The following is a 25,537-nucleotide window of genomic DNA, read 5'->3' on the forward strand; positions in this document are numbered from 1 at the left end:
GACACAGTCGGGAGGATATCATGTCTGATGCCATCAACGAACTGGGGGAGACCTCCAAGACGGGCTTGAAGAAAATTCGGCGACTTCCGCCGGAATTCTCGATCCTGGCAGTCCTGATCGGGATCGCCCTTATCTTTGAAGTGATCGGCTGGTACGTCGTGGGCGAAAGCTTTCTGGCGAACAAGCAGCGCTTGTCCATCATCGTCCTGCAGGTGGCCGTCACTGGGATTATCGCGGTCGGCGTGACGCAGGTCATCATCACCGGCGGCGTCGATCTCTCGTCCGGCTCCATGGTCGGGTTTATCGCCATGGTGGCTGCGAGCTTCGCTCAGACCTCGTTGAATGCCCGCGCCGTCTTCCTGCAACCCGAATACGCCGCATTCGGCCTGGACTGGTTCATCGATTCCAGCCCGTTCTGGCCGCTTCTGGTCGGCGTGCTGCTCGGCGCATTCCTGGGTTTTCTGAACGGCCTTCTTATCGCCAAGACAGGCATTCCGCCCTTTATTGCCACGCTTGGCATGATGGTCTCAGTCCGCGGCCTTGCCAAATGGTATACCGAAGGCCAGCCCGTCGCTTTGCTCAACGAAAACTTCGCCTGGCTCGGCCAGAGCTTCAGTCTCTGGGGCTTTCCCGTCCCGCGAACGGTCATCGTCTTTTTCGTCGTGGCGATCATCTTCCACATCGGATTGTCCTATACCCGCTACGGCAAGTTCACCTATGCCATCGGCGCCAACAGCCAGGCTGCGCGCGTCTCGGGGATCGATATCGGCAAGCACCTGATCAAGGTCTATGCGGTGGCCGGCCTTCTCTCCGGCCTCGCCGGCGTCATGCTCGCTGCCCGCGCCCAGTCCGGCCAACCGAACATGGGCGTCTCCTTCGAACTCGACGCCATCGCCGCGGCCGTCATCGGCGGCGCTTCGCTTTCCGGCGGCGTCGGCCGGATCACCGGGACGGTAATCGGCACGATTATTCTCGGTGTGGTGACCTCTGGCTTCACCTTCCTCAAGGTCGGCGCCTATTACCAGGAGATCGTCAAGGGCGCGATCATCGTCGCAGCAGTCGTCATTGACGTGCACCGCCAACGCAAGAAATCCCGCGCCTGAAGGACCTCCCCAGGCGCAGAGGCGGTGCCGGTTCCGAGCAACCGGCGCCGCCTCCCCCATGCACCCGTCTTACAACTGAGATGACGCCGTCACAGGCCATTCACGAGATGACCATGAAGACCTATGTTTTGACCATTTCCTGTCAGTCGACCCGCGGCATCGTCGCTGCAGTCTCCGGCTATCTCGCCGATCAGGGCTGCAACATCGTGGATTCATCCCAGTTCGACGACCTCGGCACGGGCAAGTTCTTCATGCGCGTCTCCTTCATCTCCGAGAAGGAGGCCAATGAAGCGAAGCTCGCACAGGGCTTCCCCGCTATCGCCGAGCGTTTCGGCATGAACTGGAGCCTGCATGATGCCGCCAGGCGGGAGAAGGTCCTGCTGATGGTATCGCGCTTCGGTCATTGCCTGAACGACCTGCTCTACCGCTGGAAGATCGGCGCACTGCCGATCGAGATCGTCGGCGTCGTCTCCAACCACTTCGACTACCAGAAGGTCGTGGTCAATCACGATATCCCCTTCCATCATATTCCGGTGACCGAAGCCAACAAGCCTGAGGCCGAAGCGCGCATCATGGACCTCGTCAAGCAGACCGGCACCGAACTCATCGTGCTTGCTCGCTACATGCAGATCCTGTCCGATCAGATGTGCCAGAAGATGTCCGGCAAGATCATCAACATCCACCACTCCTTCCTGCCGTCGTTCAAGGGCGCCAATCCCTATAAGCAGGCTTTCGAACGTGGCGTGAAGCTGATCGGCGCCACCGCGCATTACGTCACCGCCGATCTCGACGAAGGTCCGATCATCGAGCAGGACACCGTGCGGGTCACCCATGCGCAGTCTCAGGAAGACTATGTCTCTCTCGGCCGCGACGTCGAAAGCCAGGTGCTGGCGCGCGCCATCCACGCCCATATCCACCACCGCACCTTCATCAACGGACATCGCACCGTCGTCTTCCCGGCAAGCCCAGGTTCCTATGCCTCCGAGCGCATGGGCTAATATGACCGTTGTCGTCGACCGAAGGGCGGCGTCCTTGGTGATTGGAGCAGAAACCTCTGCCGAGACGAAGCTCGAGACTTCTGGCCACAGCAAACCAGGTCTCGCTCCGCGCCTGTCACGCTGAAAGGCTGCCAGGTGCCTTGGGTCTTCAGGAAGTTCCGCAGATCAGCCAGCGGGTAAAACGGGAGCGAGACATCGCACGGTGACTCCGGATTGCGCCGTGGTCAGCCCAGAAGAGGTCGTTGCGAAGCTCGTTTGTGAGCGCCCTCGTCGACACTGGGGCCTGATCGCTGCGACCGGTCCCTACTCTTATATGCACCGCGTAACGAGCTCAGATGCGATAGCAATGCTGACCACAGCAGAAGATGGGTCTAGGCCGGCGTGTCCCACGGGTTCACGAGTGCCACTTCCATATCCTTGAAATCCTTGATGTTGCGAGTCACCAGCTTCATACGTCGGGTGAAGGCTGTCGCTGCAATATAGGCGGCATTGATCGGTCTGGGGTTGGGCACATGCCATTGGGCGGCCTTGACGGCTGCCGCCTCGTCCAACGGCAGAATACGGCCGGAAAATGCTTTGAGAACTGTGTTTTCCAGCCTCCAAACGCAGATTTCAGCAACTCGCGCGTCATCCGCCCGGGAGAATTGCCGCCCAATGCCGATCCGTCGAATGATTCTGATGGTTAAGTTCACCGCCTATCTCAAGCCAGCATCACGAGCGTAATCGGCGCAGGAAGCATCGCCTGTGGAAGCCGAGGTGTTCTAACGACAATATAGCCGTCTCTTCCAAGCCCGTACTTGTTCCCCGTCGGCTCGCTCTCTAAGCTCATTCCGGGTGGACAACAGGACGGACGACATGATGGGCCCACGGGAGCAACTGATTAGCTGCTTGAACGAAAGAGGTTCCATGGTGATGGTTATAGAGGCTACACGGCAAGCTGATCCCTCTGCCGGCGACCAGGCGCCCCCAACGGTTATTTACTATACGTCCAATGGGTATCTCGTAGAGCTTCTGTCGGATGGAACGTTCCAGGTCGCTCTTACGCGCGAAAAACTGACACGCATTGAATGATCGAGCGTCGCTAGTTTCTCTTCGACCCGTCGCCGTTTGCTTGACGCCGTGATCCGGCTCTTTTGCGAAGGAGCTGTCGGCACTGACGGCAACATCGCGGAAGCCGGCGTTGGCCAAATCGACGTTCTACAATCATTTTCCGTCCAGTATGGACCTGAATGACGATTGGCAAATTTTACCATTTGGAGCGAGCTAGCGAATCTTTCCGGACGGGCGACCGGGATCTTGACGTCGTAAGCCGTGCCGAGTTCGTGGTTCGGGAGCCGCTCGCGCTGCCTCGGTATTTACGTCGGACGGCGAAGCAATCTAGGGGGTAAAACGATGACCAGCCCGTCCGAAGCTGCAACTGTGAAAGATCAAGGCCCGTGCGATCCTCGCCGAGCCTTTGATCCCTACACTTATTCATGGCTAGCGCATCAGGGCATCATGGCGAAAGCTCCTCCAGAACCTGACCCTTGGTCTCGACCGCGAAGAGGGCCGTCACCAGGGCGCCAACGAGAAGGATCGCTGCGAACGCGCCGAAGACATATTGGATGCCCATCGACGACATGACCCAACCCACCGCGATAGGGCCCGCGGAGGATCCGAGACGAAGCCAGGCGCTGCCTGTCCCCGTGCCAATAGCACGAAGGCGGGTCGGGTAGATTTCCGCGGAATAGAGGTAGAGCGAGAAAGTCACGGTCTGGACGATGGCGTAGGCGAGACCGGCCAGGATCAGGACCTGTGTTGCCGACGTCGCACCCAGCCAAGCGAGGATGACAAGCGGGACCGGTGCGATCAGAAGGGCACCGGTGTACCAGCGCTTGCGACCGACCTTGTCGATGAGCAATGCGCAGATAACGGCCGCGATCACGCCTCCGACCGAAGTGATAAACCCGTATAGGATACTAGTTTCCAGCGGCAGGTTGAATGTCTGCCGATAGAGGGTCGGAAGCCAGGTGATCGTCCCATTGGCGACCATATAGGCACAGAACCACATGGCCCAGATCGACAGTGTGCGCTTGAGGTAGATGCCCTGGAAAAGTTCGCGCCAGTCCGATCGACGACGAATGGGGGCGGCTACGATTTTCGGTTCCGGCAGCTCCTTGCCGGCAGCACGAGCGCTGTTCTCCAACTTGGTGACGATCCGGTCGGCTTCCTCATAGCGGCCGTTGGCGGCGAGCCAGCGAGGTGATTCATTGAGGAACCAGCGCAGCGGGATCATGAGGACGGCCGGGATCAGGCCGACGACGAACATCGCCTTCCAGCCATAGGCTGGGACCATGAAATAGCCGATCAAGCCTGCGCCGACGAGGCCGAGCAGAAACATGACCTCATACAGCAGGAAGAAGCGGCCCCGCCCCTTCGAGCTGATCAACTCGTTGATATATGCACTCGCGACCGGAACTTCTCCACCGGTTCCGATGCCTTGAATGAAACGCAATGCCATCATCATGCCGGCACCGGCCGCAAAAAGGCATGCGACGTCCATGCTGACGAAGAGCAGGATGGTGAATAGCAGCACTTTGAGACGGCCGATCCGCTCGGCAAGCCAGCCAAAGCAAATGGCGCCGATCAACTGCCCCAGGTAGCCCATCGACAGGATCATGCCCGTCTGTCCCGGGGTCAAACCCCATTCGCGGACAAGAACCGGCATGGCATAGGCTATGGCAATGACGGTGTAGCCGTCAAAGAATGTGGCTGCGCCGACGATATTTCGAGCCCAGAAGACCTCCCGGGTCACTGGCAGCCGTTCTAGGCGGGCGCTGATTTCAGCTTGGGTATCGACGGCCGGCGACGGCGCGGCCATCCGTTGTTCGATATTCATGTTTCCTCCCTCTGCCCGGCCTACTCTCCCAGCCTGGCGTCGAACCTACGCGTTGGATGTCTTAAACTTCGGGACCCTTTGGCATGGTGTCGCTGTGGATCCGGAAGGCATGGCTCTCTCATCGGCTAATCAGGCACCAGCGTGACAGACGGTGCGACCGCGGCCCATCACTCCCCGATGCGGCCGCAATCCCCTCCTCGTAAGAAGCCCCCGCTTGAGAGGCGGGGGCGTCCTCAGTCACTCGGCTGCCAGAAGCTGCTCAACCCGGCCGATACCGGCAGCATCAAAGGCTGCAAAGATCTCCGCTTCGGCCTTTTCGCCGAGGTTCTTCAGAGGCTCCCTGATCGTGGCATGGTCAAGCACGCCACGGTGGACAAGCCCAAGCTTGAGGGCGACGGTGCCTTCCATATGGGAACCACGGTGGTAGACGGCACGGGTGACTGGAAGGAGACGTTCGAAGATCCGGCGGGCTTCCGGATAGTTCTGCGCCTTTCCTGCCTTGATCAGGTCGATCAGCAGCTCCGGTGTGATATTGCCGTAGCCCACAAGCAGGCCATCGACATCGAACATGGTCGGCAACAGCCATTCGTCATGGCAGCTCAGGATCTGCAGGTTCGGGTTGGCCTTCTTGAGTTCCGGGATCTCGACATACCAGCGCTTCATGTTTCGAACGCCATTTTTGGTGGCGACGACGCCATCCTGCGTCGCGATAGCAAGCTGGGTGTCCAGGTCGTAGGAAGCCTTGGTGGCATCCGGGTACTGGAACAGGATGCACTGCAGGCCTGATTCCTGCCAGATCGCCTTGTAGCGATCCTGCGGGGCGCCTTTCTGGAAGCCGAAACGCAGCCAGCCATGGTTCGGATAGACAAGAGCACCCGTCGCGCCGGCAGACTTGCACTTCTTGGCTTCTTCAGCGGCGACCTTGGTACCCTCGCCGGTGATGCCAGCAATGATTGGAACCTGACCATCGACGGCTTCGACATAGGTGCGGATGAGCTTCAGGCGCTCTTCCTCGGTCAGGAACGTGCCTTCGCCGGCATGGCCAAGGATAACGAGGCTCTTGACGCCGTCCATGCCGGCAAGCCATTTGGCAATACGGGCATTGGCCGGATAATCGACCTCTCCGTCGCGGGTAAACGCGGTAACGGGTGCCGGGCTCAGACCTCTCAGATCCATCGTTGGCATAGGTTTTCTCCTCCTAGATAGCCGCTGTCCGCCTTTGCGATCAGCGATGGGATCGTTAATGGGAACGTTCCCACTATCGTTTCCGATTTTGCTGGAGTCAACATTTTTTTTGTTGCATGGTTGGCGCGTTGACCGCGAGAACGCCGCAGATGGAAAAAAGCGAAATGGATTCAAAGCCCGGAGAAGTGAGCCGTCAGACACGGGTGACCATCCTTGATGTCGCGTCGGCAGCTGGCGTTTCGAAATCGACGGTATCGCGCATCCTCGATGAACGACTTCCCCGATCCGACAACGAAACTTCGCGCCGCGTCCGGAAAATCGCCGAAGACATGGGTTATGTCCGAGACGTCTCCGCAGCGAGCCTCCGACGCGGCAACACGATGACGGTTGGCGTGATCGTGCCCCGGCTGACCGATACCGTCATGGCAATGCTTTATGAAGCCCTGGCAAAAGCATGCAGCAAAAGTGGGCGCTTTGCGATTGTCGCAACGACGGATGACAAGCCCAAGGCCGACAGACTTGCTGCGGAGTCTCTTCTGAAACGAGGCGTCGACGGCTTGATCCTTTCGACTGCCCGCGAGGATGACGATTTTCCTGACGAGCTCGCGGCCCGGGGGGTACCTTTTGTCCTGGCGTTGCGCACCGATGGACGGAGCCTGTCTTCGGTGGGCGACGACAGGCTGGGCGGATATCTGGCGACGCGCCACCTCCTGGATCTCGGTCATCGTCGTATCGGAGTGATTGCCGGTCCTTCATATGCCTCCAGCTCGCGCGGGCGCGTCGAAGGCTACAGGCAGGCACTGCAAGAGGCCGCCATCTCGCTCCGCCCGGATTGCATTGTGCCGTCGACCTTCGGGATCGACGCCGGAGCGGATGCGGCCCTGCAGCTCATGCGCCTCAAAGATCGCCCGACGGCGATCTTTGCCGTGAACGACAACACCGCAATCGGTGCTCTTTCCGGCCTGTCACGCCTCGGGATATCCGTACCCAACGATGTTTCAGTCGTCGGATACAACGACATCCCGATCGTCAATCATCTTCCGACACCGCTCACGACACTGCGGGTCCCCTTCGAGCAGATTGCGTCAAACGCTTTGGACCTGCTCACAAGCGGCACCATTTCAGCTGACGAGCGAATCCGTATTTCGGCTCCGACCCTCATACCCCGAAAATCGTCTGCGAAACCCTGCTCTTGATGGGATTGAACCAGCGATCTGCTCCCATATGAGCGTCTTCACCCAAATTGCCGTGGCCATGTTGACAATCGGCTGCCCGTGGCGGGATATGCATGAGCGATACGGAAAGTGGAATTCCGTCTATGTTCGGTTCCGTCGCTGGGCCGAGCAAGGGGTGTGGGACGCGCATCGCTACGACAAGACCAAAACATCATTCGCGGCATTCCTGGCGATCGCCACGGCGAAGATTTGGCTCCCCCACTTTGTCAACATGACCCAAATCGGCGTTGATCGGTGCGGAGCAAAGACGGTTATTCTCAAATTAACTGCCAAACGACGCCACCGAAATTGACGATCGCATCGTCTTTATAGATTAGGACGGGCGATCCAGGCTTGATCGCGGTGAGCTGTACAAGCCTCACTAACCGGGAAGCTCCCCAGCTCCCTCCCGCCGGCTTAAGCCGGCAGAAGTGTGATGCGGTGGGTGGTTTCCGGCTCGATGCGGGCGTCGCTATAGAGGAGCGGCACGTATTCACCTTTCGACCAGGCGTGGGCAAGGTCGCCGTAATGCGGCGAACGGGGATCACCGGACTGACCGGGTGTGTTGATGCAGACGCTATTGTCCCAGTCGCCGACATCCATGACAAGTCGGACGGACGCGCCCGCATTGACGCCAAAATCACCCATCCGGTAGCCGGCATGCATGGGCGTCGAACGGCTGCCGCCGACAGGCAGCGGGCCGACGTTCCAGTCGGGATCCCCTTCGGTCTTGATGCGGCTGGTCGCGTGTTCGAAGAGCGCGCGGTGCAGGTCGCCCCAGCGCCAGGCCGACGGATTAGGACCAAGCCGGATTTCGCAATCGGCAAAGCCGGCGGAAAGTGTCGAAAGCAACATCGTGTCGCGGTCGGCGGCGTCCCAGAGCGCGCCGGGTTCGCTGAGAAGTACCAGCATGCGGTCGACATCGCCGGGCAGCAGCAACTGGCGGACGGTCGGGTTCGGTGCGAACCTTGCCAGCAGTGCCGGTCGCAGGTGCTTCATCCACCAGACTTCGAACAGTGCAGCCGCCGCACTCCCCGCTTCGAGACGATAATCCCAGCCGTTGAAAAGCTTTAAGGCATGTTCCTGCCGGTCATCCCGCGGTTGACGGCTGGCAACTTTTTGAAGCACGGCGCAGATGGTCGCGGCCGGGCGGGAATAGACGTCGGTCTGCAAGGCCATCGAGGCCTGCAGCGTGTGCTTCGGGTCTGCACCCAGCACCGATTTGATACGCAGGGCGCGGCTGACCTCCGCCCATTCGTGTCCGATCGACGGGGCTCTCGGATCGCGATCGGGAGGCAGGTTCATCTCGTTTGCCGAAGCGACGAAACCATCGGCCGGGTTATAAGCACGCGGCAGTTCGCCGGCGGGCAGGAAGCCGTCCCATTCGTGGCTGCCATGGCCCGGCACGGGCAGCAGCCCTTCCCAGTTGCGGCGCACCGGTGTGAAACCGGCGGTGAACCAGCCGATATTGCCGTCCACATCGGCGCTGACATGGTTGACCGAGGGCGTACCCCAGGACCCGAGCGTCTGCGAAAACGCCTGCACCGAACCGCTGCGCATATAAGACAGGCTGCCGAGATATGCGGCCGAACCGGGCGACAGCCAGACGGAGCGGATGGCGATGACCTGACGGATCTTCCGGTTTTCGTGGAGGATCGGGCCGTGGCGGGTGAAAGACAGCGTCATCGGCTGGTCGGGATGGCCCTTGACCGCGAAACTCTCCTCGATGCGGGTGATCTTCTCCCAGCCGTCGGCGTAACGATATTGTTCCGGATCGCCGTCCTTGGTCGCGTAGACATAGACGTCTTCCTGGTCGGCGCCGAAGATGGTCAGGCCGAAGGCGGTGCGGTCGTTATGGCCGAGCGAGATGCCGGGCGCGGTCGGCTCGCCGGTGCCGATGGCATTGAGGCCCGGCGCTTGGAGGTGAACGAGATAACGTAGCGACGGGACTGCGTGCGCTCGGTGCGGATCACTTGCGAGGATCGGCCGGCCGCTTTCGGTGCGCGAACCGTGGACAGCCCAGTTGTTGGATCCCTCCTCCGCGATCGCCTGAACGATATCGCCGAGATCGGTGACCTCAGTCCATTTCCAGACGTCGTCCAGCCCTGCCGCAAGCCGGGCCTTGTCAAAAGTGACGGCCGCCGTGGCGAGCTTGAAGAGGCGGGTCGCGGAAAGCGGAATATCGGCGAGCGAAATCCCCTCCTCCGGCTTCGGCGAGACCGGTGGATCGAGCTCGAAGCGCAGCAGGTCGGTCTCCGCATCCGCAAGCGCCATGATATTGGCGCGCAGGATTTCGGAAATGCCGTTGCGGGTCAGCGCATGGCTGCGGATCCGCACCACATCGGCCGCCTGCCAGCGTGACGGCCTGGTGCCGAAGATGGCGAATTCTGGCGGCAACCGGGCCGGCTCCGCTTCGCAAAGCGCGACATAGGCATTGATGCCGGCGGCGAAAGCGGTGCAGATCGCTTGCGTATCCGGCGCATAGGAGGTCCACTCCGGCGCCATGTCGCCGCGATAGAGGAAATGCCGGGCGGCGTGGTCCTGCGCCAGGTATCCGGGCCCGAAGTCGGCGGCGAGAAGACCGAGGCCGCGCTTGCGCCACAGGTCAAGCTGCCAGAGCCGGTCGCGGGCGGCGTTGAAACCCTGGACGAAGAACAGGTCCTTGTCGCTTGCCGCCTTGATATGCGGGACGCCCCAGCGGTCGATGCGGATTTCTGCCCGGACATCGAGGCCAGCCAGCCGGAGGGTTTCGTGTGCCTTGGCGTCAGTCATGTCAGTCTCTCATGCGCGATGGCTTCTTAGGCGTGGTGACAAGCGACGCGCGCGCCATCGGCACGCGGCGTCAGTTCCGGCCGTTCTTTCAAGCAGATTTCGGTCGCCAGCGGGCAGCGTGTATGGAATGCGCAGCCGGACGGGATGTTTGAAGGACTTGGCAGTTCGCCGCTGAGGATAAAGCGCTGCTTGGCGCGCTGCACCTCCGGATCGGCCTCCGGCACGGCCGACATCAGCGCCTTGGTATAGGGATGTTTCGGATTGGCGAAAAAGGTATCACGGTCGGCCATTTCCACGAAGCGGCCGAGATACATGACGACGACCCGGTCGCAGATATGCCGCACCACGCCGAGGTCATGGCTGACGAAGAGATAGGAAACGCCGGTGCGCTTCTGCAGCGCCACCAGCAAGTTGAGGATCTGGGCCCGTACCGAGACGTCGAGCGCCGAAACCGGCTCGTCGCAGATCAGGAGATCCGGCTCGAGGGCAAGTGCGCGGGCGATCACCACGCGTTGGCGCTGGCCGCCGGAGAACTGGTGCGGATAGCGGTCCGCATGTTCGGGCCGCAAGCCCACCTGCTGCAGCAGCGTCGCGACCCGTTCCTTCAGTGCCCTCCCCCTGGCGACGCCGCGGACAATCAGCGGTTCGCCGATCGTGGCCCCGACGGTCGAGCGCGGATCGAGAGACAGCGCCGGATCCTGAAAAATCATCTGCACCTTGCGGCGGATATCATTGAGCTGGCGGCGATTGGCGCCGACCACTTCGTCACCACTGATGCGGACGCTGCCGGAGATCGGCGCTTGCAGGCCGACGATCGTGTTGGAAAGCGTCGACTTGCCGCAGCCGGATTCGCCGACCAGCGCCACGGTCTCGCCGCGGGCGATATCGAGGTCGACGCCATTGACGGCCTTGACCACCGGGCCGGACTTGCCGAGCAGGCCACCTCGGCCGCCAAAATGCACCGCGACGTCGCGGATTTCGAGAACGTTCTTATGATCGCTCATGCCGCCACCTCGTGGATTTCCGCCAAGCGGTCGATATGCCAGCAGGCGGAACGATGGCCTCCGCCGCAATCGAAAAGCGGCGGTTGTTCGGTGCGACACTTGTCGGTCGCCAGCGGACAGCGTTCGACGAAACGGCAACCGACGCCGAATTCGTTCGGCGTCGGTACCGTCCCCTCGATGGTCGCGAGGTCCGCCTTCGGCGCATCATCGAGCTTAGGCACGCTGGCAAGCAGCAGGGCTGTGTACGGATGCTTCGGCTGCCGGAAGAGATCGTGCACCGGCGCGATTTCAGCGATGCGGCCGGCATACATCACCGCCACGTCGTCGGCGATGTCGGCAACCACGCCCATGTCGTGGGTGATCAGCACGATCGCGGTGCCGCGGTCGGCGACCAGCTTCTTCATCAGGTCGAGGATCTGCGCCTGGATGGTGACGTCGAGCGCGGTGGTCGGCTCGTCGGCGACCAGCACGCGCGGGCCGCAGATCAGCGCGATCGAGATCATGATGCGCTGGCACATGCCGCCGGAGAGTTCGAACGGATATTGATCCAGCCGCCGGGTCGGGTCGGGAATGCCGACATCGACCAGCATCTGCCGCGCCTTCTCGTAGGCCTCTGCCTTCGAGACGCCATGGTGGACCCGATAGGCCTCGGCAATCTGCGAGCCGACCGTCGTCAGCGGGTCGAGCGAGGCGCTCGGTTCCTGGAAGATAATCGAGATGTCCTTGCCGCGCGCCTTGCGGAACTGCCGTTCCGAGAGGGCGGCGAGATCGGTGTTTTCGAGCATGATCCGGCCGGCGGTGCGTATGGCGGCCGGCGGCAGCAGGCCGAGCATGGCATAGGAGGTCAGCGACTTGCCGCAACCGGATTCCCCCACCAGCGCCATGACCTTGCCGGGCGCGACGGTGAAGGAGACGTCGTCGACGACGTTGGCGCCACCGATATCGATGGTCAGCCTGTCGACGGAAAGCAGCGGGTTGGCGGCGTCCATGATCTCTCCTCAGCCTGCCGTCTTCGCCCGTTCGGGGCGCTTGTAATTGCCGATCGAATTGCCGCCATCGACGCTGATCACGGCGCCGGTGATGAAGGCGGCCTTGTCGGAGCAGAGATAGGCGATCGCGCCCGGCGCATCCTCGGGACCGCTGGCGCGGCCGAGCGGAATGTTCTTCAGCATGTTGGTGACGTATTCGTCGGAAAGCTCGCTCACTTCGCTGCCCGGCGCAAAGCCTGGCTCGACGACGTTGACGCGAATGCCGTATTCGGCAAGCTCCAGAGCAAAACCCTTGGAAAGCCGTTCAATCGCCGTCTTCGAGGTGCAATAGGGGACGGAATTCTGGTTCATTTTGCGGGCGGCACCCGAGGAGATGTTGACGATCGAGCCGGCCTTGCCTTCCGCGATCATCAGCTTGGCGAATTCGCGCGACAGCACGAAGGGCGCCCGCAGGTTGACGCCGAAGACGCGGTCCCAGTCGGAGAATTCCATCTCCAGCAGGCTGAAACGGGTATAGATGCCGGCGTTGTTGACGAGAATGTCCGGTGCCTTCCATTCCCTCTTCACGAGATCGACGAGTTCGAGCATCGAGGCGTCGCTGGTCAGTTCGGTCGCGTGCAGCAGCACCTTGGAGCGGTCGAGGCCGAGCTCGGCGACCGCCTTTTCCAGGCCGTCCATGCGGACGTCGCTGAGGCAAAGCCTTGCGCCTTCCCTGGCGAAATAGGCTGCGGTCCAGCGGCCGAAGATGCCGGCGGCGCCGGTGATGACGATGGTCTTGTTTTCGAATTCCATGACTTAAAACCTCAATGCGCCAAAGGGTTCAACGCGAACGGGAACGCGGGTCGAGCTGGTCTCGCAACCAGTCGCCAAGCACGTTGACGGAAAAGACGAGCAGGAAGAGACAGGCGCCCGGAAAGGCGACGATCCACCAAGCCCGCTCGATATATTGACGGCCGACGCTCATGATCGAGCCCCAGCTCGAGGCCGGCGGCTGGATGCCGAGGCCGAGGAAGGAAAGGCCGGCTTCCATCAGGATCATCAGGCCGAATTCGGCGGTGGCGACGATCAGCACCGGTCCTGCGATATTCGGCAGGATGTGGTGGAAGAGAATGCGCGCCGCGCCAGCGCCCGCAAGTTCCGAAGCCTTGATGAAGGGCAAGTTCGCCACCTGCAGCGTCTGGGCATAGGCGACGCGGGTATAACGCGGCCAGCGTGTCAGGCCGAGCACCAGGACCAGCTTCAGGAAGCCGGGTCCAAGCACCGCGACGGTCAGCACCGCCAGTAGGATTGCCGGGATCGACATCATGATATCGACAAGGCGCATGATGAGAATCTCGATCTTGCCCCGGAACCAGCCGGCGATCATGCCGAGCGTCACGCCGACCAGCGACGAGACGACGACAGACAATACGGCGACCGACAGCGAGACCCCTGCCCCATAGAGCGTGCGCGACAGTAGATCGCGGCCGAGATCGTCGGTGCCGAGCCAGTAGGTGATGCCGCGCATCTCGAAGCCTGGCGGCTTCAGGCGGCCGAGCAGGTTCTGCCGGTTGGGGTCGGCTGGCGCCACCCAGGGTGCGAAGATCGCCAGAAGCACGATCACCAGGAAAATGATCGATACGATGACGACCGAGATCGGGACCCGGCGAAGGCGTTGGCGGAGGGCGAGGACGGCGGTGCTCAAAGCCTTCTCCTTATCGGACCAGACGGATGCGCGGATCGACGAGCGCGTAGACGAAATCCGCGATCACGCTGGTCAGCACATACACAAATGAAATCAGCAGCACGATCACCTGGACGACCAGGAAGTCGCGCGACTGGATGGATTGGATGGCAAGCTGACCGATACCCGGCCAGGCGAATACCGTCTCGACGATGACGGCGCCTGCAAGCAGGTTGCCGATCTCGAGCGCGGCGATGGTGATCACCGGGATCGCGGCATTGCGCAGCACATGGCGGAAAACCACAGAGCCGAGCGACAGGCCGCGGGCGCGCCCTGCCCGCACATAATCCTTGCCGAGCTCGTCGATGATCGAAATCCGGGTCATGCGAGCAAAGGTCGACATCGAGATCGCCCCAAGCGCGATCGAAGGCATGATCAGCGAGGCGAAGTCGCCGGAGCCGGAGGTCGGCAGCCAGCGCAGCGTCACGCCGAAGAAGAAGATCAGCACGATGCCTGACAGGAAGGTCGGCACGCTCTGGCCGGTGACGACGATCGCCGTCAGCAACCGTTCGAGCCAGCCGCCGCGCCGGGTCGCCATGATGATGCCAGCAGGAATGCCCATACCGATCGCCACCACCAGCGCGCCGGTGGCGAGCATCGCCGTATAGGGCACACGCGAAACGACGATATCGAATGCGGGCACACGCTGGACGACGGAAATGCCGAAGTCAAAATGCGCAAGACCGCCCAGATATTCCAGGTATTGCACCCAGATCGGCCGGTCGAAACCGAGCTGGCTGCGCAGCTGAGCGATCATCTCGGCCGACGCGTCCTGCGGCACCAGCAGCAGGGTCGGGTCGCCCGAGAGATGCATGACGACGAAGACGATGGTGAGAACGCCGAAGATCGCAATGATTGCCTGTATCAAACGCTCGACGGCGTATCTCAACATGATCTTGTTACCTGTCCTTTACTGCTGCCAGCTCATGTCCATGACGAACATGGCTTCGTTGGCGGTCGGCTGCCACTTCAGCTTCTTGGCGGCTCCATAGAGTGCATAGGCCTGATAGAGGCCCATGCCCGGAACGTCGTCCTTCAGGACCTGATAGGCCTGTTCGTAGAGCTTTAGACGCTCCTTCTGGTCGAGGATGACGCGTGCCTTGTCGACAGCTTCATCGAACTTCGGGTTCGAATACTTGGCCCAGATGCTGCCGGTGCGGAACAACGGGAAGATCACGCCGTCCACGTCCTGGCAGGCGCAGGACCAGGCGCCGAAGGCAAGGCCGCCGGCATTGGCCGGATCGCCCTGGCGGCGCTTCAGGAAGGTCGCCTGGTCGCTGGACGAGATCTCCACCTTGAGGCCGGCCTCGTTGACCATCTGCTGAATGGCTTCGACGGTGGCGCGGCTATAGGCAGGCGAGGTTAGGAATTCGACTGTCGCACCTTCGGCACCGGCGGCCTTCACCAGTTCCTTCGCCTTGTCGAGATTGTATTCGTATCCCTTGACCTTGTCGGTGTAACCGAAGACCGGTTCGGCACCGAGCACTTCCACCGGTTTGCCGTAGCCTTCGAGCAGGGCTTCGACGAGCGCCTGACGGTCGATCGCATAGGCGATCGCCTGGCGGACGCGGACGTCCTTGGTAACGCCGCCCTGGGCATTGATGAACAGGTAGCCGATGCGCTCGGTCGGAACCGAGAGGACCTGCGAATTGCTGTCGTTCTTGATGCTTTCGGCCTGATCCGGCGGCACGTCGCGGACGAGGTCGGCCTTGCCGGTCTTCAGGTCGGCGATGCGAGTGGAGACGTCGGGCACCGTGCGAAAGACCACCTTCTGGAACGGCGGCTTGGCGCGCCAGTAGCTCGGATAAGCTTCGAGCTCGGTCTGGACGCCCTTCTGCCAGTTGGCCATCTTGTAGGGGCCGGAACCGAGCGGCTTCAAGTTGAATTCCTGGTCGCCGACCTTTTCGACATAGGCCTTCGGCACGATCGAGAGCTTGACGAGCTGGGCAAGCAGCGCCGGATAGGCGGACTTGGTGGTCATCTTGACCACGGTCGGGCTCACCGCCTCGGCCTTGGCGATCTGGTCGAACTGTGAGAGCTGGGGGCTCTTCAACTTCGGATCGATGATGCGGTTGATCGAGAAGGCGACGTCCTCGGCAGTGAGTTTCGTGCCGTCCTGGAAGGTCACGTCGTCGCGAATCTGGAATTCGATCGTCTTGTCGTCGAGATATTTCCACGACTTGGCGATCTGCGGCACGATCTCGCCCTTGACGTCGCGCGTCAGAAGGTTGTCGAAAATATTGCGGTAGATCGAGTAGCTGTCGGTGTTCCACTGCAGATGCGGATCGAGCGTTGCCGCATCGTTCGGCAGGTCGATGGTCAGCGTGTCCTTGGTTTGCGCAAGCGCGGTCGACGCGGTGAGCGCCAACAGCACGGCGGCGATGGAGGCTATTCTGGCAGACATGTTCCTTACCCTCATTGTTGTTGCTGCTGTATTTGAGAACTGTTTATGCCCCCTTCTCGGCGGTCTTGAGTCCGGCCTCGTCGGCACAGTAACGCGCCAATTCCGCATGGGTGCAGAACCAGACGTCGCCCTTCGACTTGGCAAGCCGGATGATCTCTTCCAGAATGAAGATGCGCGACCGGTGGCCGACGTGATGCGGGTGCATGGTGAGTTGGAACAACCCGCTCTCTTCCCAGGCGACTTCGAGTTCGCGGGCGAAGATGTCGAGAACCATGGCAGGGCCGCCATAGGGTCGCGCGCCGGTCATCCGGTCCATCGCCACATAAGGCGCGTCGTCGCGGATCCATTCGACCGGAATTTCGACCACACCGGTCGGCTCGCCGTCCTCCAGAAGCTCGTAGGGCTCCTCGTCGGCCATCAGCGAGGAATCGTAGAGAAGGCCCATCTCGCGGGCGATCTTCAGCGTATAGGGGCTGAAATCCCAGGATGCGGTTCGCATGCCGACCGGGCGGATGCCGGACAGGCGTTCGAGTGTGTCGGCGGCACGGAGCGCCAGATCGCGTTCGGTCACCTCGTCGAGCCGGGAATTGAACTCGTGGATCCAGCTGTGGATGCCGAGCTCGTGGCCGGATGAGACGACAGTCTTCACTTCGCCCGCATTGATCATCGCCGAGACGGCCGGCATGAAGAAGGAGGCCGGCACCGAATATTTTTCCAGCAGGCGCAGGATGCGCGGCATGCCGGCGCGGGCGCCGTACTGGCCGCGGCTCATTGTGCCGAAGGAGGCTCCGCCATGGCGCAGTTCCATCGTCTCGTGATCGGAATCGAAAGACAATGCCACTGCCATGCGCGCGCCGTTTTTCCACTTCGCCGGTCTCAGGCTGCGCCCGGCACGTACCTTCTGAACCTTTTGCTGCCAGACACTATCCGGCCAGGTCCAAGGTTCGGAGGCATCGTTTTGCTTATTCGGCGCATTCATGAGATCGTTCATCCTTATCAGCGCGACACTCGAAAACATGAGTGGCTGCTTTCTAGGCAGAATTGTTATGAGCCGATCCGATAACCATCAATGGGGGTCTTGTTCACATATATGAACTCCGAAATCAAAAGTGCCGGCCGGATTCTCGATCTCCTGGAATATATGGCGTCCCGCCGGGAAGCGGTGCCACTGGCCCAGATCGTGCGCGATCTTTCTTTCCCGAAGAGCAGCGCCCACGGCCTTGTCCAGACGCTGGCTGCCCGTGGTCATGTGGTCCAGGACGATGCCGGCCGCTATATGCTCGTCGAGGCGAGCCGGCACGGCTTTCCGTTCAGACGCCATGAAGAGCCGTTGGTCGTGGTGGCAAAACCGTTCATGGAAAAACTGCGCGACGAATCCGGCGAGACCATCCTGCTCGCGACGATGAACGCTCATTGCGATATCCGCCGGCTGGCGAAATGCGTCAGCCGGCATCGGGTTCGCTATGACGTCAATCTTGACGCAGCAATCGCCGCCTATTGCACCGCGACCGGCCGCGTGCTGCTCGCCTTCACGCCGAAGGAGGCGCTGGAGCACTATCTCTCCCGCGTCCAGCTCCTCTCCTATACCCGCTATACGGTGACCGATATCGAGCGCATCCGCGAGATGCTCGTGAAGATCCGCAGGGATGGCTACGCACTGAACGACCAGGAATTCGTCACCGGCTCGACCGGCATTGCCGCGCCGATCTTTGACGGCACCGGCGCGGTCGCCGCAGCGCTTAATCTCGGCGTTCCGACCGTGCGCTATAATGAGCGACGCGAAGGCTTTCTGCTGATGGTGCGCAGTGCGGCGGACGATATCAGCCGGGCGCTCGGTTATCGCCGCTGACGTTTATTCCACCGGGGATGATGGAAAGCGCTGAAATCCTGCATCATTTGGAAAGCTACACTCTTTCGTCCGAGCATTTTGGAACAAACGAAGCCGGCCTTCGAAGTTGCCACTTTATCTGGCGGTGATCAAATGACCCGCGCGGCAAGGTTGGTTATGAAGGCTCACCCGCTCGAACGGGTTAAAAATCCCAAGGGTTGAGGAGTACGAGACCTGTCGTTTCAAAGTCCTTAAGATTGCGCGTGGCCAAGCGCCCTCCGTTAACACGAGCTATTGCAGCGATCATTGCGTCGGGTGCTGACATTGCGTGCCCCCGACGAGCCGCCTGCCCCATGATCTCACCATAAGCGAGCGCCGCTTCTTCTGTGAGACCAAACATCCGATCGGCAAACCGACGACGCCATTCCGCCAGCCCTTGTTCCAAACGCTCGGCCCGCTGGTCCGGCCTAATCTTTTGAATGCCGAAAGCAATCTCGGCAATTGTCACAGTGGGCAATGCCAATTCCGCGTCGAACCGAACCAGCCAGGCCATGACGGCTTGGTGAGGATCCTTCCGCAAGGTCTCCGAGACAACGTTGGTATCGAGAAATATCAAAGCTCGATGCCTTGGTGAGGACTACGGCTTTCACGGATGAGGGTATCCAGGTCAATATCGGTGGCAGCTTGCGCGTTGACCCGCGGGTAAAAGGTCACCGCCGGTTCGCGACCCGCCTCGCGTATCTCGTAGGCTTCAAGCGCGCGTTCGACCACTTCGGCAATCGAACGATTCTCACGGCGCGCGAGCCGATGAGCCAGATCCCTTGCCTTGGAGCTTCGAACAGAGAGTTGTGGTGCGGCCATTACAGTCTCCTTTGCGGGAAATATAAGCTCATCGCGTGCTGCCATCAAGATGGCAGATGCCGGCGTGCCATCCACGAGACACCTTGCCTTCGTGGAAGGAGCAATCAGCGGTGTGCGCGATTGAACTTGCTCGAATCCGGACCGCCTCTGGGAATTTTCCGCCACTGGCGCCCGATTATACCTCCGCGCAGCGAGAGCTCAGCAGGGTTCCGGAGATCCTGCATGAGGAGTTCGAGGCTTTATCGGGGCAAGAACAACATGCCGAGCTCTCCTGATCGAAGTGGGCAGGGCGATGGATGCGTTCTCATTTGCGCTCAGCTCAGTCAGCCTTCAATACTTGGCTACACATCCCATGAACCGGCAGTCGGTACCCAGCGGCAATCGACGCACCCGATAGCGAGCCGGCACGATCATTTGAGGCTCTGCTCGGTCGCGGCGTCGAACAGATGGACGTTGCTTGCAGCAAATGTCAGCCGAACGGTTTCGCCCGCCGCCACTACGCTCCTGCCGTTCAAGGCGATGACAATCTCAGGCGTGGTGGCGGTGGTAATGAACGTTGCCGCGCCGGTCGTTTCAACTGTCGCGACATCCACCTTGAAGCCGACGGCATCGGCCGCGGCGAGAGTGAGATGCTCCGGGCGGATGCCGACGATCAGGGCACGTCCAGCCGGCAGCGGGCAACCGAGATCGACGGTTTGCGGTTCGGCAAGATCGAGAACCAGGGCTCTTCCGTCAGGCGTCGATCGCGCCGGAATGAAGTTCATCGCCGGCGATCCGATGAAGCCGGCGACAAAGCGATTGGCCGGGCGGTCGTATAAATCGAGCGGCTTGCCCTGTTGCTCGATAATGCCGTTGCGCATGACGACGACATGATCTGCCATCGTCATGGCTTCGACCTGGTCATGGGTCACATAGACCGAGGTCGCGCCGAGGCGGTCGTGGAGCGCCCTGATCTCCTTGCGCATGTGAACACGCAGGGCTGCGTCGAGGTTCGAGAGCGGTTCGTCGAAGAGGAAGGCTTGCGGATTGCGGATGATGGCCCGGCTCATCGCGACGCGCTGACGTTGCCCCCCAGACAGTTCCCGGGGATACCGGTGGAGCAGGTTCGACAATCCGGTGATGGCCGCCACGTCGGCTGCCGCCCTTTGCCTCTCTGCCTTTCTGACCCCGTTGATCTTCAGGCTGTAGGTCAGGTTTTGTTCGACCGTCATATGCGGGTAGAGCGCATAGGACTGGAACACCATGGCAAGATCGCGCTTTCGGGGCGGCACCCCGTTCATGCGTTTTCCGGCGATGACGAGGTCGCCGCTCGATATGGTCTCGAGCCCCGCCAGCGAGCGCAGCAGCGTGGACTTGCCGCAGCCGGACGGGCCGACCAGCGCGACGAACGAGCCCTTGCGAATGGAAAGATCGATATCCTTCAGGGCATGATAGGCGCCGTAATATTTGTTGACGGCCGAGAGTTCGATTTGGTGGGTCATTTCAATGCTCCCGATGTGAGCCCGGACACGATGCGACGCTGCAACAGAACGAAGATGGCAAGGATGGGCGTCACATACATGGTGGCGTAGGCCATGATGTTGTTCCACTCGCTGGTGTTCGGCCCCATGAAGGAATTGAGCCCGACGCTGGCGGGCTGGAGCTGGATGTCCTGGATTATCGACTTGGAATAGACGAATTCGCCGAAGGCCTGCATGAAGATGAGGATGGCGCTGACCAGAATGCCGTTGCGCGCCAGTGGCAGAACGATGTTGAAGAAGGCGCCGATGCGGGAATTGCCATCGACCAGCGCCGCCTCCTCCAACTCCATCGGCACGGCCATGAAGGTTGCGCGCACGAGCACGACGAAAAAGGGCATGCTTTTGGCGGTAATGGCTAGGATAACGGCAAAGCGCGGATATTCGAGCAGGCCCACTTGCGAAAAACCCACGAAGATCGGCGTTATCATCAGCGAGGCCGGCAGAACCTGAAACATCAGGATGAGGAAAAGCCCGATATCCACCCAGACATTGCGGTAGCGCGCCAGCACATAGGCACAGCCGGTGCCCAGAAACGCGATCAGGGCCACCGCACCGAAGGCAATGACCGTTGAGTTCCACAGGTAGCGGCCCATGTTCCGGCTTTCCCAGACATAGGTGAAGGTCTGCCATTGGGCAGAGGAGGGCCAGAATGTCGGCGGTGTGGCGAACATTTCCGAGCCGCTTTTCAGCGCCGTCAGATACATCCAGTAGAGCGGGAAGAGATAGACGGCCGCCATCACCACGGACAGGGCAAGCAGCAGCCGGTTTCGCGCGATTTCACTCATCCGCGCACCTCATGGCGTGTGGAACGGACATAAACGGTTGCGGCAAACATCACGAAGACGGTCATGATGACGGAAATGGTGGCTCCCTTGCCGAAGTCGTACTGCCGGAAAGACAGATCCCAGGCCCAGTATTGCGCGACATTGGAGGAATTGTTCGGTCCGCCATCGGTAATCGCGGCAAACAGATCGAATTGCTGCAGGGTGAAGATCAGCCCGAGCGCGATGATCGCGCCGATGGTGGAGCGCATCATCGGCAGGGTGATGGTCCAGAAGCGCTGCCAGGCATTGGCGCCATCCATTTCCGCCGCCTCGTAGAGATCGGCAGGAATGGCGGCAAGACCGGTGGCGAGCAGGATCATGTTGAAGGAGGTGCCGAGCCAGATATTGGCCAGAATAACCGCCCAAAGCGAGAAATTCGGATCGGACCTCCAGAAGATATTGCCGCTGACGAGGCCGATTTGCTGCAACAGAAAATTGAGCACGCCAAAATCCCCGGACAGGATCCAGTTCCAAATGGCGCCGACAACGAGACCGGGCATGACCCAGGAAACCAGAAAGAGGCCGCGCAGCCAGGACGCGCCGGGAAAATTGATCCAGAAGAACAGGGCCAACGAGAAGCCGACGAGAAACTGTCCAGCGATCGACCCCACCACGAAGATGACCGTGTTCTTGAGGATGGATAGGGTTTCAGGCTCGGTGAACAGGTCGACATAGTTTTTGAAGCCTACGAAAGGCCGGATGACGCTGGCCAGGCTGAACATGTCCACTTCCTGAAAGCTCATCAGGATGTTGTAGAGCAGCGGAAGCCCTGCCAGTGCCAGGAGAAACGTGAAGGGCACCCCGACCAGAACAAGGTCGAAACCGCGGCCATCCGTTACGCTGGAAAACACTCTTTTCATCGAAACCTCGCTGGAGCCTGCATGACGGCCCGGCGGATGGGTGCCGGGCCGTCGTCGCGGGAGGGTGGCTGTCTCAGCCGTCGATCGACTTGATCTTCGCAGCCGCCTGATCGAGCGCGGCCTTCGGCGCCATCTGGCCTGTCAGGGCCGCCTGTATCGCGTCCTGGATGGCTTTCGAGATTTTCGGCCATTCCGGCGAAGGGCCACGGGGTTGCGCATATTTCAGCTGTTCCACGAAGGTCTTGAGCGCTGAATCCTTCAGGGCATTGCCCGTGGGCGGAACAGGAAGGTCGGACCGGGCCGGAAGCTGGCCGAAATTCTTGTACATGGTGGCATCCTTGGAAGCGAAGAATTCCAATGCCTTGAAGGCCTCTTTCGGATGTTTGGTGCTCGAAAAGATCGCCCAGTTGAAATCACCCATGGCGGATGAACGCTGAGCGCCCTCGCCCGGCACCGGCAGAAGAGCGGTGCCCCATTGGAATTTGGCATCGCTCAACATCCGGTCGATTTCCCATGGACCGGAAATCGCCATGGCCGCATTTCCGGCATTGAAGGTGGCTGTCGAATCCCATTGGCTTCGGGTGAGTGTATCCGGTGAGGCCAGCTTTTCATCCAGCATCTGTTTCCAGATAGTAAGCGCGTTGACGGCACCTTCGCTGTTGATCGATTTATAGTTGGCGCCGCCCATCTGCGCCCAGGGCAGGAACTGGAAAGTGCCCTCCTCGTTGGCCTTGGCGGAAAAGGTGATGCCGTAGACGTTCTTTGAAGGATTGGTGAGCTTTTTCGCCGTCGCCACCAGGTCGGTCCAGGTCTGCGGCGGCTTTTCGGGATCGAGACCTGCGGCCTTGAAGAGATCCTTGTTGTAATAAAGCGCAATCGTGTTGGTCGCCTTCGGCACCCCGTAATATTTGTTGTCCCACATCACCGATTTCAGCGGGCCGGGAAAATAGTTCTCCGGCTTGATGACCTTCGATTGCTGGATCATGTCGGTGAGATCGAGAAAAGCCTTGCGGGAGGCGAACATCGCATGGTTGGGATTGTCGATGGCAATGATGTCGGGTGCCTTGCCCGTGGAATAGGCGCGCATGGCCTCGCTCACCACGTCGTCGAACTGAAGCTGGCGATATTCGATCTGGATGCCGTTATTCTGCGCGTTGAATTCCTTGATGAGGGTCGGCGCGGGCTGGATATCGCGGTCCAGCGACCAGAGGACGAGTTTCACGTCCTCCGCTCTGGCGCTTATGCCGGCAAGTGAGACACTGGCTAGAGCCAATGCAATGGAAATCATAGTCCTGCGGATACCCATGGTTCTCCTCCTTCTTGGTTATCCTCAATTCTCATCCGGCTGGCGCAGAGCTCCTTCTATGGCCAGCCGGCCTGCGCATCAGACCGGATCGACGACGAATGTGCCGCCCCTTGCCTGTTTCAGATGGTTCAGGGCGTGGATCTGCCCCGTCATTTCCAATGCATCCCGATAGACAGGATCATGCCATCCCTCGATGTCGATGGAGCCCGACCAGCCGGCCAGCCGAAGTTCCGAAATAATATCGGTCCAGTTGCTGTCGCCGAAACCGGGCGTGCGCATGAACACGAAGGGATGTTTTCCGAAGATGCCGTGCTCGCGGATCACGTCCCAGCGGATGGTGGCATCCTTGCCGTGGACGTGGAAAATCCGCTGCGCCCATTTGCGGATCTGCGGCAAGGGCTCGATGAGATAGACCATCTGGTGGCAAGGTTCCCATTCAAGCCCGATATGCTCGTCCGGCGTCTCGTTGAAAATCAGTTCCCAGGCATCCGGATTATGGGCGATATTCCAGTCGCCGGTCGCCCAGTTGCCGTCCATGGCGCAATTTTCAAAGGCGATGCGGATGCCCTTGTCGGCCGCGCGGCGGGCAAGCTCGCTCCAGATTTGCCGGTAACGCGGCAGGCTTTCCGTCAGCGGCCTGTTGCGGATGCGCCCGGTGAAGCCGGCAACGCAGGTGGCGCCGAAGTGATGGGCATTGTCGATGCAGTCCTTCCAGCCCTGGAGCGTCTGGAGATCGAGTTCCGTTTCTTCCAGGGGATTGCCGAACATGCCGACGGTCGAAATGGTAATGTCCCGCGCGCCGATCGCCTCGCGGCAACGTTTGCCAAGCTCGGCGATGTCCTGGCCGTTGGTGGTCTGCCAGAAAAAGGGCTGGAAACTTTCAAAGCCCATATCGGCGATCTGGGAAATCCGCTCGGCCGCCTGGCCCTTGGTGGCGCTGATCATCGTGCCGATGCGGATGGAATGGTTTCGCTGTCCGGTCATAGTGCTGGCCCTTATGCTGCGAGGTCGATGGTTTGCCGGGATCTGGCGCTTTCGATCGCCCCAAACACCATGGCAAGGCTCTTGATGTTGTCCCAGCCCACTGTTTCCGGCACGCCGCCGGTTTCGATGGCTGAGAGGAAATCGGCGATGACGCTGGCATGGCCGTGGGTTTCCTCCTCACGGGCGGGCGGCAGAACCTCGATCGGCGTCGCGCCGCGCAGCAGTCCGCTATCGCTTCCCGCAACGGAGGCGCGGAAGGTGTCTTCTCCGTCCCAGGTCAGCATTCCATTCGAGCCGACGATGCGCCATTCGCTTTCCCAACTGGTGCGCTGGCCTTCCGCGCACCAGGAGCCGCGATAGGTGAAGACCACGTCGTCGGTGAGCTGAAACACCGCATTGGCGCTGGCGCCCTGGGCATACCAGGAGCCGGGTGGATTTGTTTCCAGGCAGTAGACGGAAAGCGGCGTCTTACCGGAGACGAAACGGGCCGCATCGAAGGTGTGGATCGCCATGTCCAGAAGCAGGACATTGTCCATCTGCTCGCGGAAGCCGCCGAAATGCGGGGCAATGAAGAAATCGCAATGGATCGCGGTGATCGCGCCAATCGCGCCGCTTTCGACAAACCGCCGCATGCGTCGCACACCCGAAATAAACCGCCGGTTCTGCACGATGGAATGAATGCGCCCGACAGCCTCTGCGGCGCGGATCAGGTCTTCCGCCTCTTCCATCGAGGTCGCCATGGGTTTTTCGCTCAACACATGGCATCCGCGGGAAAGCGCGGTCTTGACGACAGAATGGCGGGCGGCGGGAATGACGACGTCAAATACAATGTCCGCGCCGGTTTCGCTCAGCACCGCGGCGAGATCGGATCCGATAGAGACCGGCTGAAGCGAAAATTCGGCGGCCAGCGCCTGCGCAACCGAGAGGTCGAGATCGACCAGACCCACGACGGTCAGCGCCTGCCGCAGCGCCGGCGTGGCCTGAAGCGCACGCAACCACCCTTTGGCCATTGCTCCGCAGCCACACAAAACGACCTTGTATGTCACCAACTTCCTCCCATGCAAATGTTTACGGCACGACACCT

The 25,537-nt window shown here is 60.8% G+C and carries 22 protein-coding genes and 2 pseudogenes; 5 read left to right on the plus strand and 19 right to left on the minus strand.

The genetic code is table 11. From position 1 onward, the window contains the following. Positions 1-20: 20 nt before the first annotated feature. Together AC1DLT_RS02250 and purU are read left to right on the plus strand one after the other, a co-directional pair. Positions 21-1,103: an ABC transporter permease gene (locus tag AC1DLT_RS02250; protein WP_247032551.1), complete on the plus strand. Its 1,083-nt coding sequence runs from the start codon at positions 21-23 to the stop codon at positions 1,101-1,103. A 113-nt stretch (positions 1,104-1,216) separates the two neighbouring features. Further along, a complete protein-coding gene (gene purU / locus AC1DLT_RS02255; protein WP_247032568.1) occupies positions 1,217-2,101 on the plus strand; it encodes a formyltetrahydrofolate deformylase in 885 nt (294 codons plus the stop codon). 371 nt (positions 2,102-2,472) lie between these two features. Here the strand turns inward: purU and AC1DLT_RS02260 are convergent. From AC1DLT_RS02260 to AC1DLT_RS02270, 3 genes and pseudogenes are all read right to left on the minus strand, one after another. Further along, positions 2,473-2,700 (minus strand): annotated as a pseudogene (locus tag AC1DLT_RS02260) (PIN domain-containing protein); the annotation flags it as partial. Positions 2,701-3,596: 896 nt separating this feature from the next. After that, positions 3,597-4,979: an MFS transporter gene (locus AC1DLT_RS02265; RefSeq protein ID WP_247032570.1), complete on the minus strand. Its 1,383-nt coding sequence runs from the start codon at positions 4,977-4,979 to the stop codon at positions 3,597-3,599. Positions 4,980-5,216: 237 nt separating this feature from the next. Next, entirely contained in the window at positions 5,217-6,164 is a 948-nt protein-coding gene (locus AC1DLT_RS02270; RefSeq protein WP_247032572.1) for a dihydrodipicolinate synthase family protein, read from the minus strand. A 164-nt stretch (positions 6,165-6,328) separates the two neighbouring features. On the opposite strand from AC1DLT_RS02270, the gene AC1DLT_RS02275 reads away from it, so the two are divergent. Together AC1DLT_RS02275 and AC1DLT_RS02280 are read left to right on the plus strand one after the other, a co-directional pair. Then, the gene (locus AC1DLT_RS02275) at positions 6,329-7,360 is read left to right on the plus strand and encodes a LacI family DNA-binding transcriptional regulator (RefSeq protein WP_247032721.1); all 1,032 of its coding nucleotides are present in this window, start codon (positions 6,329-6,331) and stop codon (positions 7,358-7,360) included. Beyond that, positions 7,245-7,523, plus strand: a pseudogene (locus AC1DLT_RS02280) (transposase); the annotation flags it as partial. The gene AC1DLT_RS02275 and the pseudogene AC1DLT_RS02280, both read left to right, overlap by 116 nt. A 272-nt stretch (positions 7,524-7,795) precedes the next feature. Here AC1DLT_RS02280 and AC1DLT_RS02285 read toward each other — a convergent pair. The 8 genes from AC1DLT_RS02285 to AC1DLT_RS02320 are packed head-to-tail and all read right to left on the minus strand — an operon-like array spanning position 7,796 to position 17,249. Then, the gene (locus AC1DLT_RS02285) at positions 7,796-10,150 is read right to left on the minus strand and encodes a penicillin acylase family protein (protein ID WP_247032575.1); all 2,355 of its coding nucleotides are present in this window, start codon (positions 10,148-10,150) and stop codon (positions 7,796-7,798) included. Positions 10,151-10,176: 26 nt separating this feature from the next. Further along, positions 10,177-11,154 carry an ABC transporter ATP-binding protein gene (locus tag AC1DLT_RS02290; RefSeq protein ID WP_040125367.1) on the minus strand — a complete coding sequence of 326 codons (978 nt, stop codon included), beginning with the start codon at positions 11,152-11,154 and terminating at the stop codon, positions 10,177-10,179. Continuing rightward, positions 11,151-12,143, minus strand: a complete 993-nt coding sequence (locus AC1DLT_RS02295) for an ABC transporter ATP-binding protein (protein ID WP_477485753.1) — start codon at positions 12,141-12,143, stop codon at positions 11,151-11,153. The genes AC1DLT_RS02290 and AC1DLT_RS02295 overlap by 4 nt, the downstream gene beginning before the upstream one ends. Before the next feature lie 9 nt (positions 12,144-12,152). After that, positions 12,153-12,935, minus strand: coding sequence for an SDR family NAD(P)-dependent oxidoreductase (locus tag AC1DLT_RS02300; RefSeq protein ID WP_477485754.1), 783 nt, complete (start codon positions 12,933-12,935; stop codon positions 12,153-12,155). A 28-nt stretch (positions 12,936-12,963) separates the two neighbouring features. Then, a complete protein-coding gene (locus AC1DLT_RS02305; RefSeq protein WP_477485755.1) occupies positions 12,964-13,827 on the minus strand; it encodes an ABC transporter permease in 864 nt (287 codons plus the stop codon). 10 nt (positions 13,828-13,837) lie between these two features. Beyond that, positions 13,838-14,758: an ABC transporter permease gene (locus AC1DLT_RS02310; RefSeq protein WP_477485756.1), complete on the minus strand. Its 921-nt coding sequence runs from the start codon at positions 14,756-14,758 to the stop codon at positions 13,838-13,840. Between the two features lie 18 nt (positions 14,759-14,776). Further along, on the minus strand, positions 14,777-16,270 hold the full coding sequence (locus tag AC1DLT_RS02315; RefSeq protein WP_477485757.1) for an ABC transporter substrate-binding protein: 1,494 nt from the start codon (positions 16,268-16,270) through the stop codon (positions 14,777-14,779). A 43-nt stretch (positions 16,271-16,313) separates the two neighbouring features. Continuing rightward, positions 16,314-17,249, minus strand: coding sequence for a polysaccharide deacetylase family protein (locus AC1DLT_RS02320; protein ID WP_477485758.1), 936 nt, complete (start codon positions 17,247-17,249; stop codon positions 16,314-16,316). A gap of 111 nt (positions 17,250-17,360) precedes the next feature. Here AC1DLT_RS02320 and AC1DLT_RS02325 point away from each other — a divergent pair, with 111 nt between their 5' ends. Further along, positions 17,361-18,119, plus strand: coding sequence for an IclR family transcriptional regulator (locus AC1DLT_RS02325; RefSeq protein WP_040125876.1), 759 nt, complete (start codon positions 17,361-17,363; stop codon positions 18,117-18,119). A 181-nt stretch (positions 18,120-18,300) separates the two neighbouring features. On the opposite strand, the gene AC1DLT_RS02330 is transcribed toward AC1DLT_RS02325, so the two are convergent. The 8 genes from AC1DLT_RS02330 to AC1DLT_RS02365 form a co-directional block, all read right to left on the minus strand. Beyond that, positions 18,301-18,714: a type II toxin-antitoxin system VapC family toxin gene (locus AC1DLT_RS02330; RefSeq protein WP_040125380.1), complete on the minus strand. Its 414-nt coding sequence runs from the start codon at positions 18,712-18,714 to the stop codon at positions 18,301-18,303. Next, positions 18,711-18,959, minus strand: a complete 249-nt coding sequence (locus AC1DLT_RS02335) for a type II toxin-antitoxin system VapB family antitoxin (protein ID WP_477485759.1) — start codon at positions 18,957-18,959, stop codon at positions 18,711-18,713. Before AC1DLT_RS02335 ends, AC1DLT_RS02330 begins: the two co-directional genes overlap by 4 nt. 410 nt (positions 18,960-19,369) lie before the next feature. After that, positions 19,370-20,440 carry an ABC transporter ATP-binding protein gene (locus tag AC1DLT_RS02340; RefSeq protein ID WP_477485760.1) on the minus strand — a complete coding sequence of 357 codons (1,071 nt, stop codon included), beginning with the start codon at positions 20,438-20,440 and terminating at the stop codon, positions 19,370-19,372. Then, positions 20,437-21,264 carry a carbohydrate ABC transporter permease gene (locus tag AC1DLT_RS02345; RefSeq protein ID WP_477485761.1) on the minus strand — a complete coding sequence of 276 codons (828 nt, stop codon included), beginning with the start codon at positions 21,262-21,264 and terminating at the stop codon, positions 20,437-20,439. Before AC1DLT_RS02345 ends, AC1DLT_RS02340 begins: the two co-directional genes overlap by 4 nt. Next, complete coding sequence (locus AC1DLT_RS02350) at positions 21,261-22,163, minus strand: carbohydrate ABC transporter permease (RefSeq protein ID WP_477485762.1); 903 nt, start codon at positions 22,161-22,163, stop codon at positions 21,261-21,263. Before AC1DLT_RS02350 ends, AC1DLT_RS02345 begins: the two co-directional genes overlap by 4 nt. 73 nt (positions 22,164-22,236) lie before the next feature. Beyond that, positions 22,237-23,469 (minus strand): ABC transporter substrate-binding protein, encoded by a 1,233-nt coding sequence (locus AC1DLT_RS02355; RefSeq protein ID WP_477485763.1) that lies wholly within the window; start codon positions 23,467-23,469, stop codon positions 22,237-22,239. Between the two features lie 78 nt (positions 23,470-23,547). Beyond that, positions 23,548-24,453 carry a sugar phosphate isomerase/epimerase family protein gene (locus AC1DLT_RS02360; RefSeq protein WP_477485764.1) on the minus strand — a complete coding sequence of 302 codons (906 nt, stop codon included), beginning with the start codon at positions 24,451-24,453 and terminating at the stop codon, positions 23,548-23,550. Between the two features lie 11 nt (positions 24,454-24,464). Then, a complete protein-coding gene (locus AC1DLT_RS02365; RefSeq protein WP_477485765.1) occupies positions 24,465-25,499 on the minus strand; it encodes a Gfo/Idh/MocA family protein in 1,035 nt (344 codons plus the stop codon). Positions 25,500-25,537 lie beyond the last annotated feature (38 nt).

The organism is Neorhizobium sp. 05N33 (assembly GCF_056397445.1).

What these genes read in the sequence shown, in the direction of transcription:
- AC1DLT_RS02250 (WP_247032551.1), top strand. Translation starts at nt 21, where the DNA reads ATGTCTGATGCCATCAACGAACTGGGGGAGACCTCCAAGACGGGCTTG.
- purU (WP_247032568.1), top strand. Translation starts at nt 1,217, where the DNA reads ATGAAGACCTATGTTTTGACCATTTCCTGTCAGTCGACCCGCGGCATC.
- AC1DLT_RS02265 (WP_247032570.1), bottom strand. Translation starts at nt 4,979, where the DNA reads ATGAATATCGAACAACGGATGGCCGCGCCGTCGCCGGCCGTCGATACC.
- AC1DLT_RS02270 (WP_247032572.1), bottom strand. Translation starts at nt 6,164, where the DNA reads ATGCCAACGATGGATCTGAGAGGTCTGAGCCCGGCACCCGTTACCGCG.
- AC1DLT_RS02275 (WP_247032721.1), top strand. Translation starts at nt 6,329, where the DNA reads ATGGATTCAAAGCCCGGAGAAGTGAGCCGTCAGACACGGGTGACCATC.
- AC1DLT_RS02285 (WP_247032575.1), bottom strand. Translation starts at nt 10,150, where the DNA reads ATGACTGACGCCAAGGCACACGAAACCCTCCGGCTGGCTGGCCTCGAT.
- AC1DLT_RS02290 (WP_040125367.1), bottom strand. Translation starts at nt 11,154, where the DNA reads ATGAGCGATCATAAGAACGTTCTCGAAATCCGCGACGTCGCGGTGCAT.
- AC1DLT_RS02295 (WP_477485753.1), bottom strand. Translation starts at nt 12,143, where the DNA reads ATGGACGCCGCCAACCCGCTGCTTTCCGTCGACAGGCTGACCATCGAT.
- AC1DLT_RS02300 (WP_477485754.1), bottom strand. Translation starts at nt 12,935, where the DNA reads ATGGAATTCGAAAACAAGACCATCGTCATCACCGGCGCCGCCGGCATC.
- AC1DLT_RS02310 (WP_477485756.1), bottom strand. Translation starts at nt 14,758, where the DNA reads ATGTTGAGATACGCCGTCGAGCGTTTGATACAGGCAATCATTGCGATC.
- AC1DLT_RS02315 (WP_477485757.1), bottom strand. Translation starts at nt 16,270, where the DNA reads ATGTCTGCCAGAATAGCCTCCATCGCCGCCGTGCTGTTGGCGCTCACC.
- AC1DLT_RS02320 (WP_477485758.1), bottom strand. Translation starts at nt 17,249, where the DNA reads ATGAATGCGCCGAATAAGCAAAACGATGCCTCCGAACCTTGGACCTGG.
- AC1DLT_RS02325 (WP_040125876.1), top strand. Translation starts at nt 17,361, where the DNA reads ATGAACTCCGAAATCAAAAGTGCCGGCCGGATTCTCGATCTCCTGGAA.
- AC1DLT_RS02335 (WP_477485759.1), bottom strand. Translation starts at nt 18,959, where the DNA reads ATGGCCGCACCACAACTCTCTGTTCGAAGCTCCAAGGCAAGGGATCTG.
- AC1DLT_RS02340 (WP_477485760.1), bottom strand. Translation starts at nt 20,440, where the DNA reads ATGACCCACCAAATCGAACTCTCGGCCGTCAACAAATATTACGGCGCC.
- AC1DLT_RS02345 (WP_477485761.1), bottom strand. Translation starts at nt 21,264, where the DNA reads ATGAGTGAAATCGCGCGAAACCGGCTGCTGCTTGCCCTGTCCGTGGTG.
- AC1DLT_RS02350 (WP_477485762.1), bottom strand. Translation starts at nt 22,163, where the DNA reads ATGAAAAGAGTGTTTTCCAGCGTAACGGATGGCCGCGGTTTCGACCTT.
- AC1DLT_RS02355 (WP_477485763.1), bottom strand. Translation starts at nt 23,469, where the DNA reads ATGGGTATCCGCAGGACTATGATTTCCATTGCATTGGCTCTAGCCAGT.
- AC1DLT_RS02360 (WP_477485764.1), bottom strand. Translation starts at nt 24,453, where the DNA reads ATGACCGGACAGCGAAACCATTCCATCCGCATCGGCACGATGATCAGC.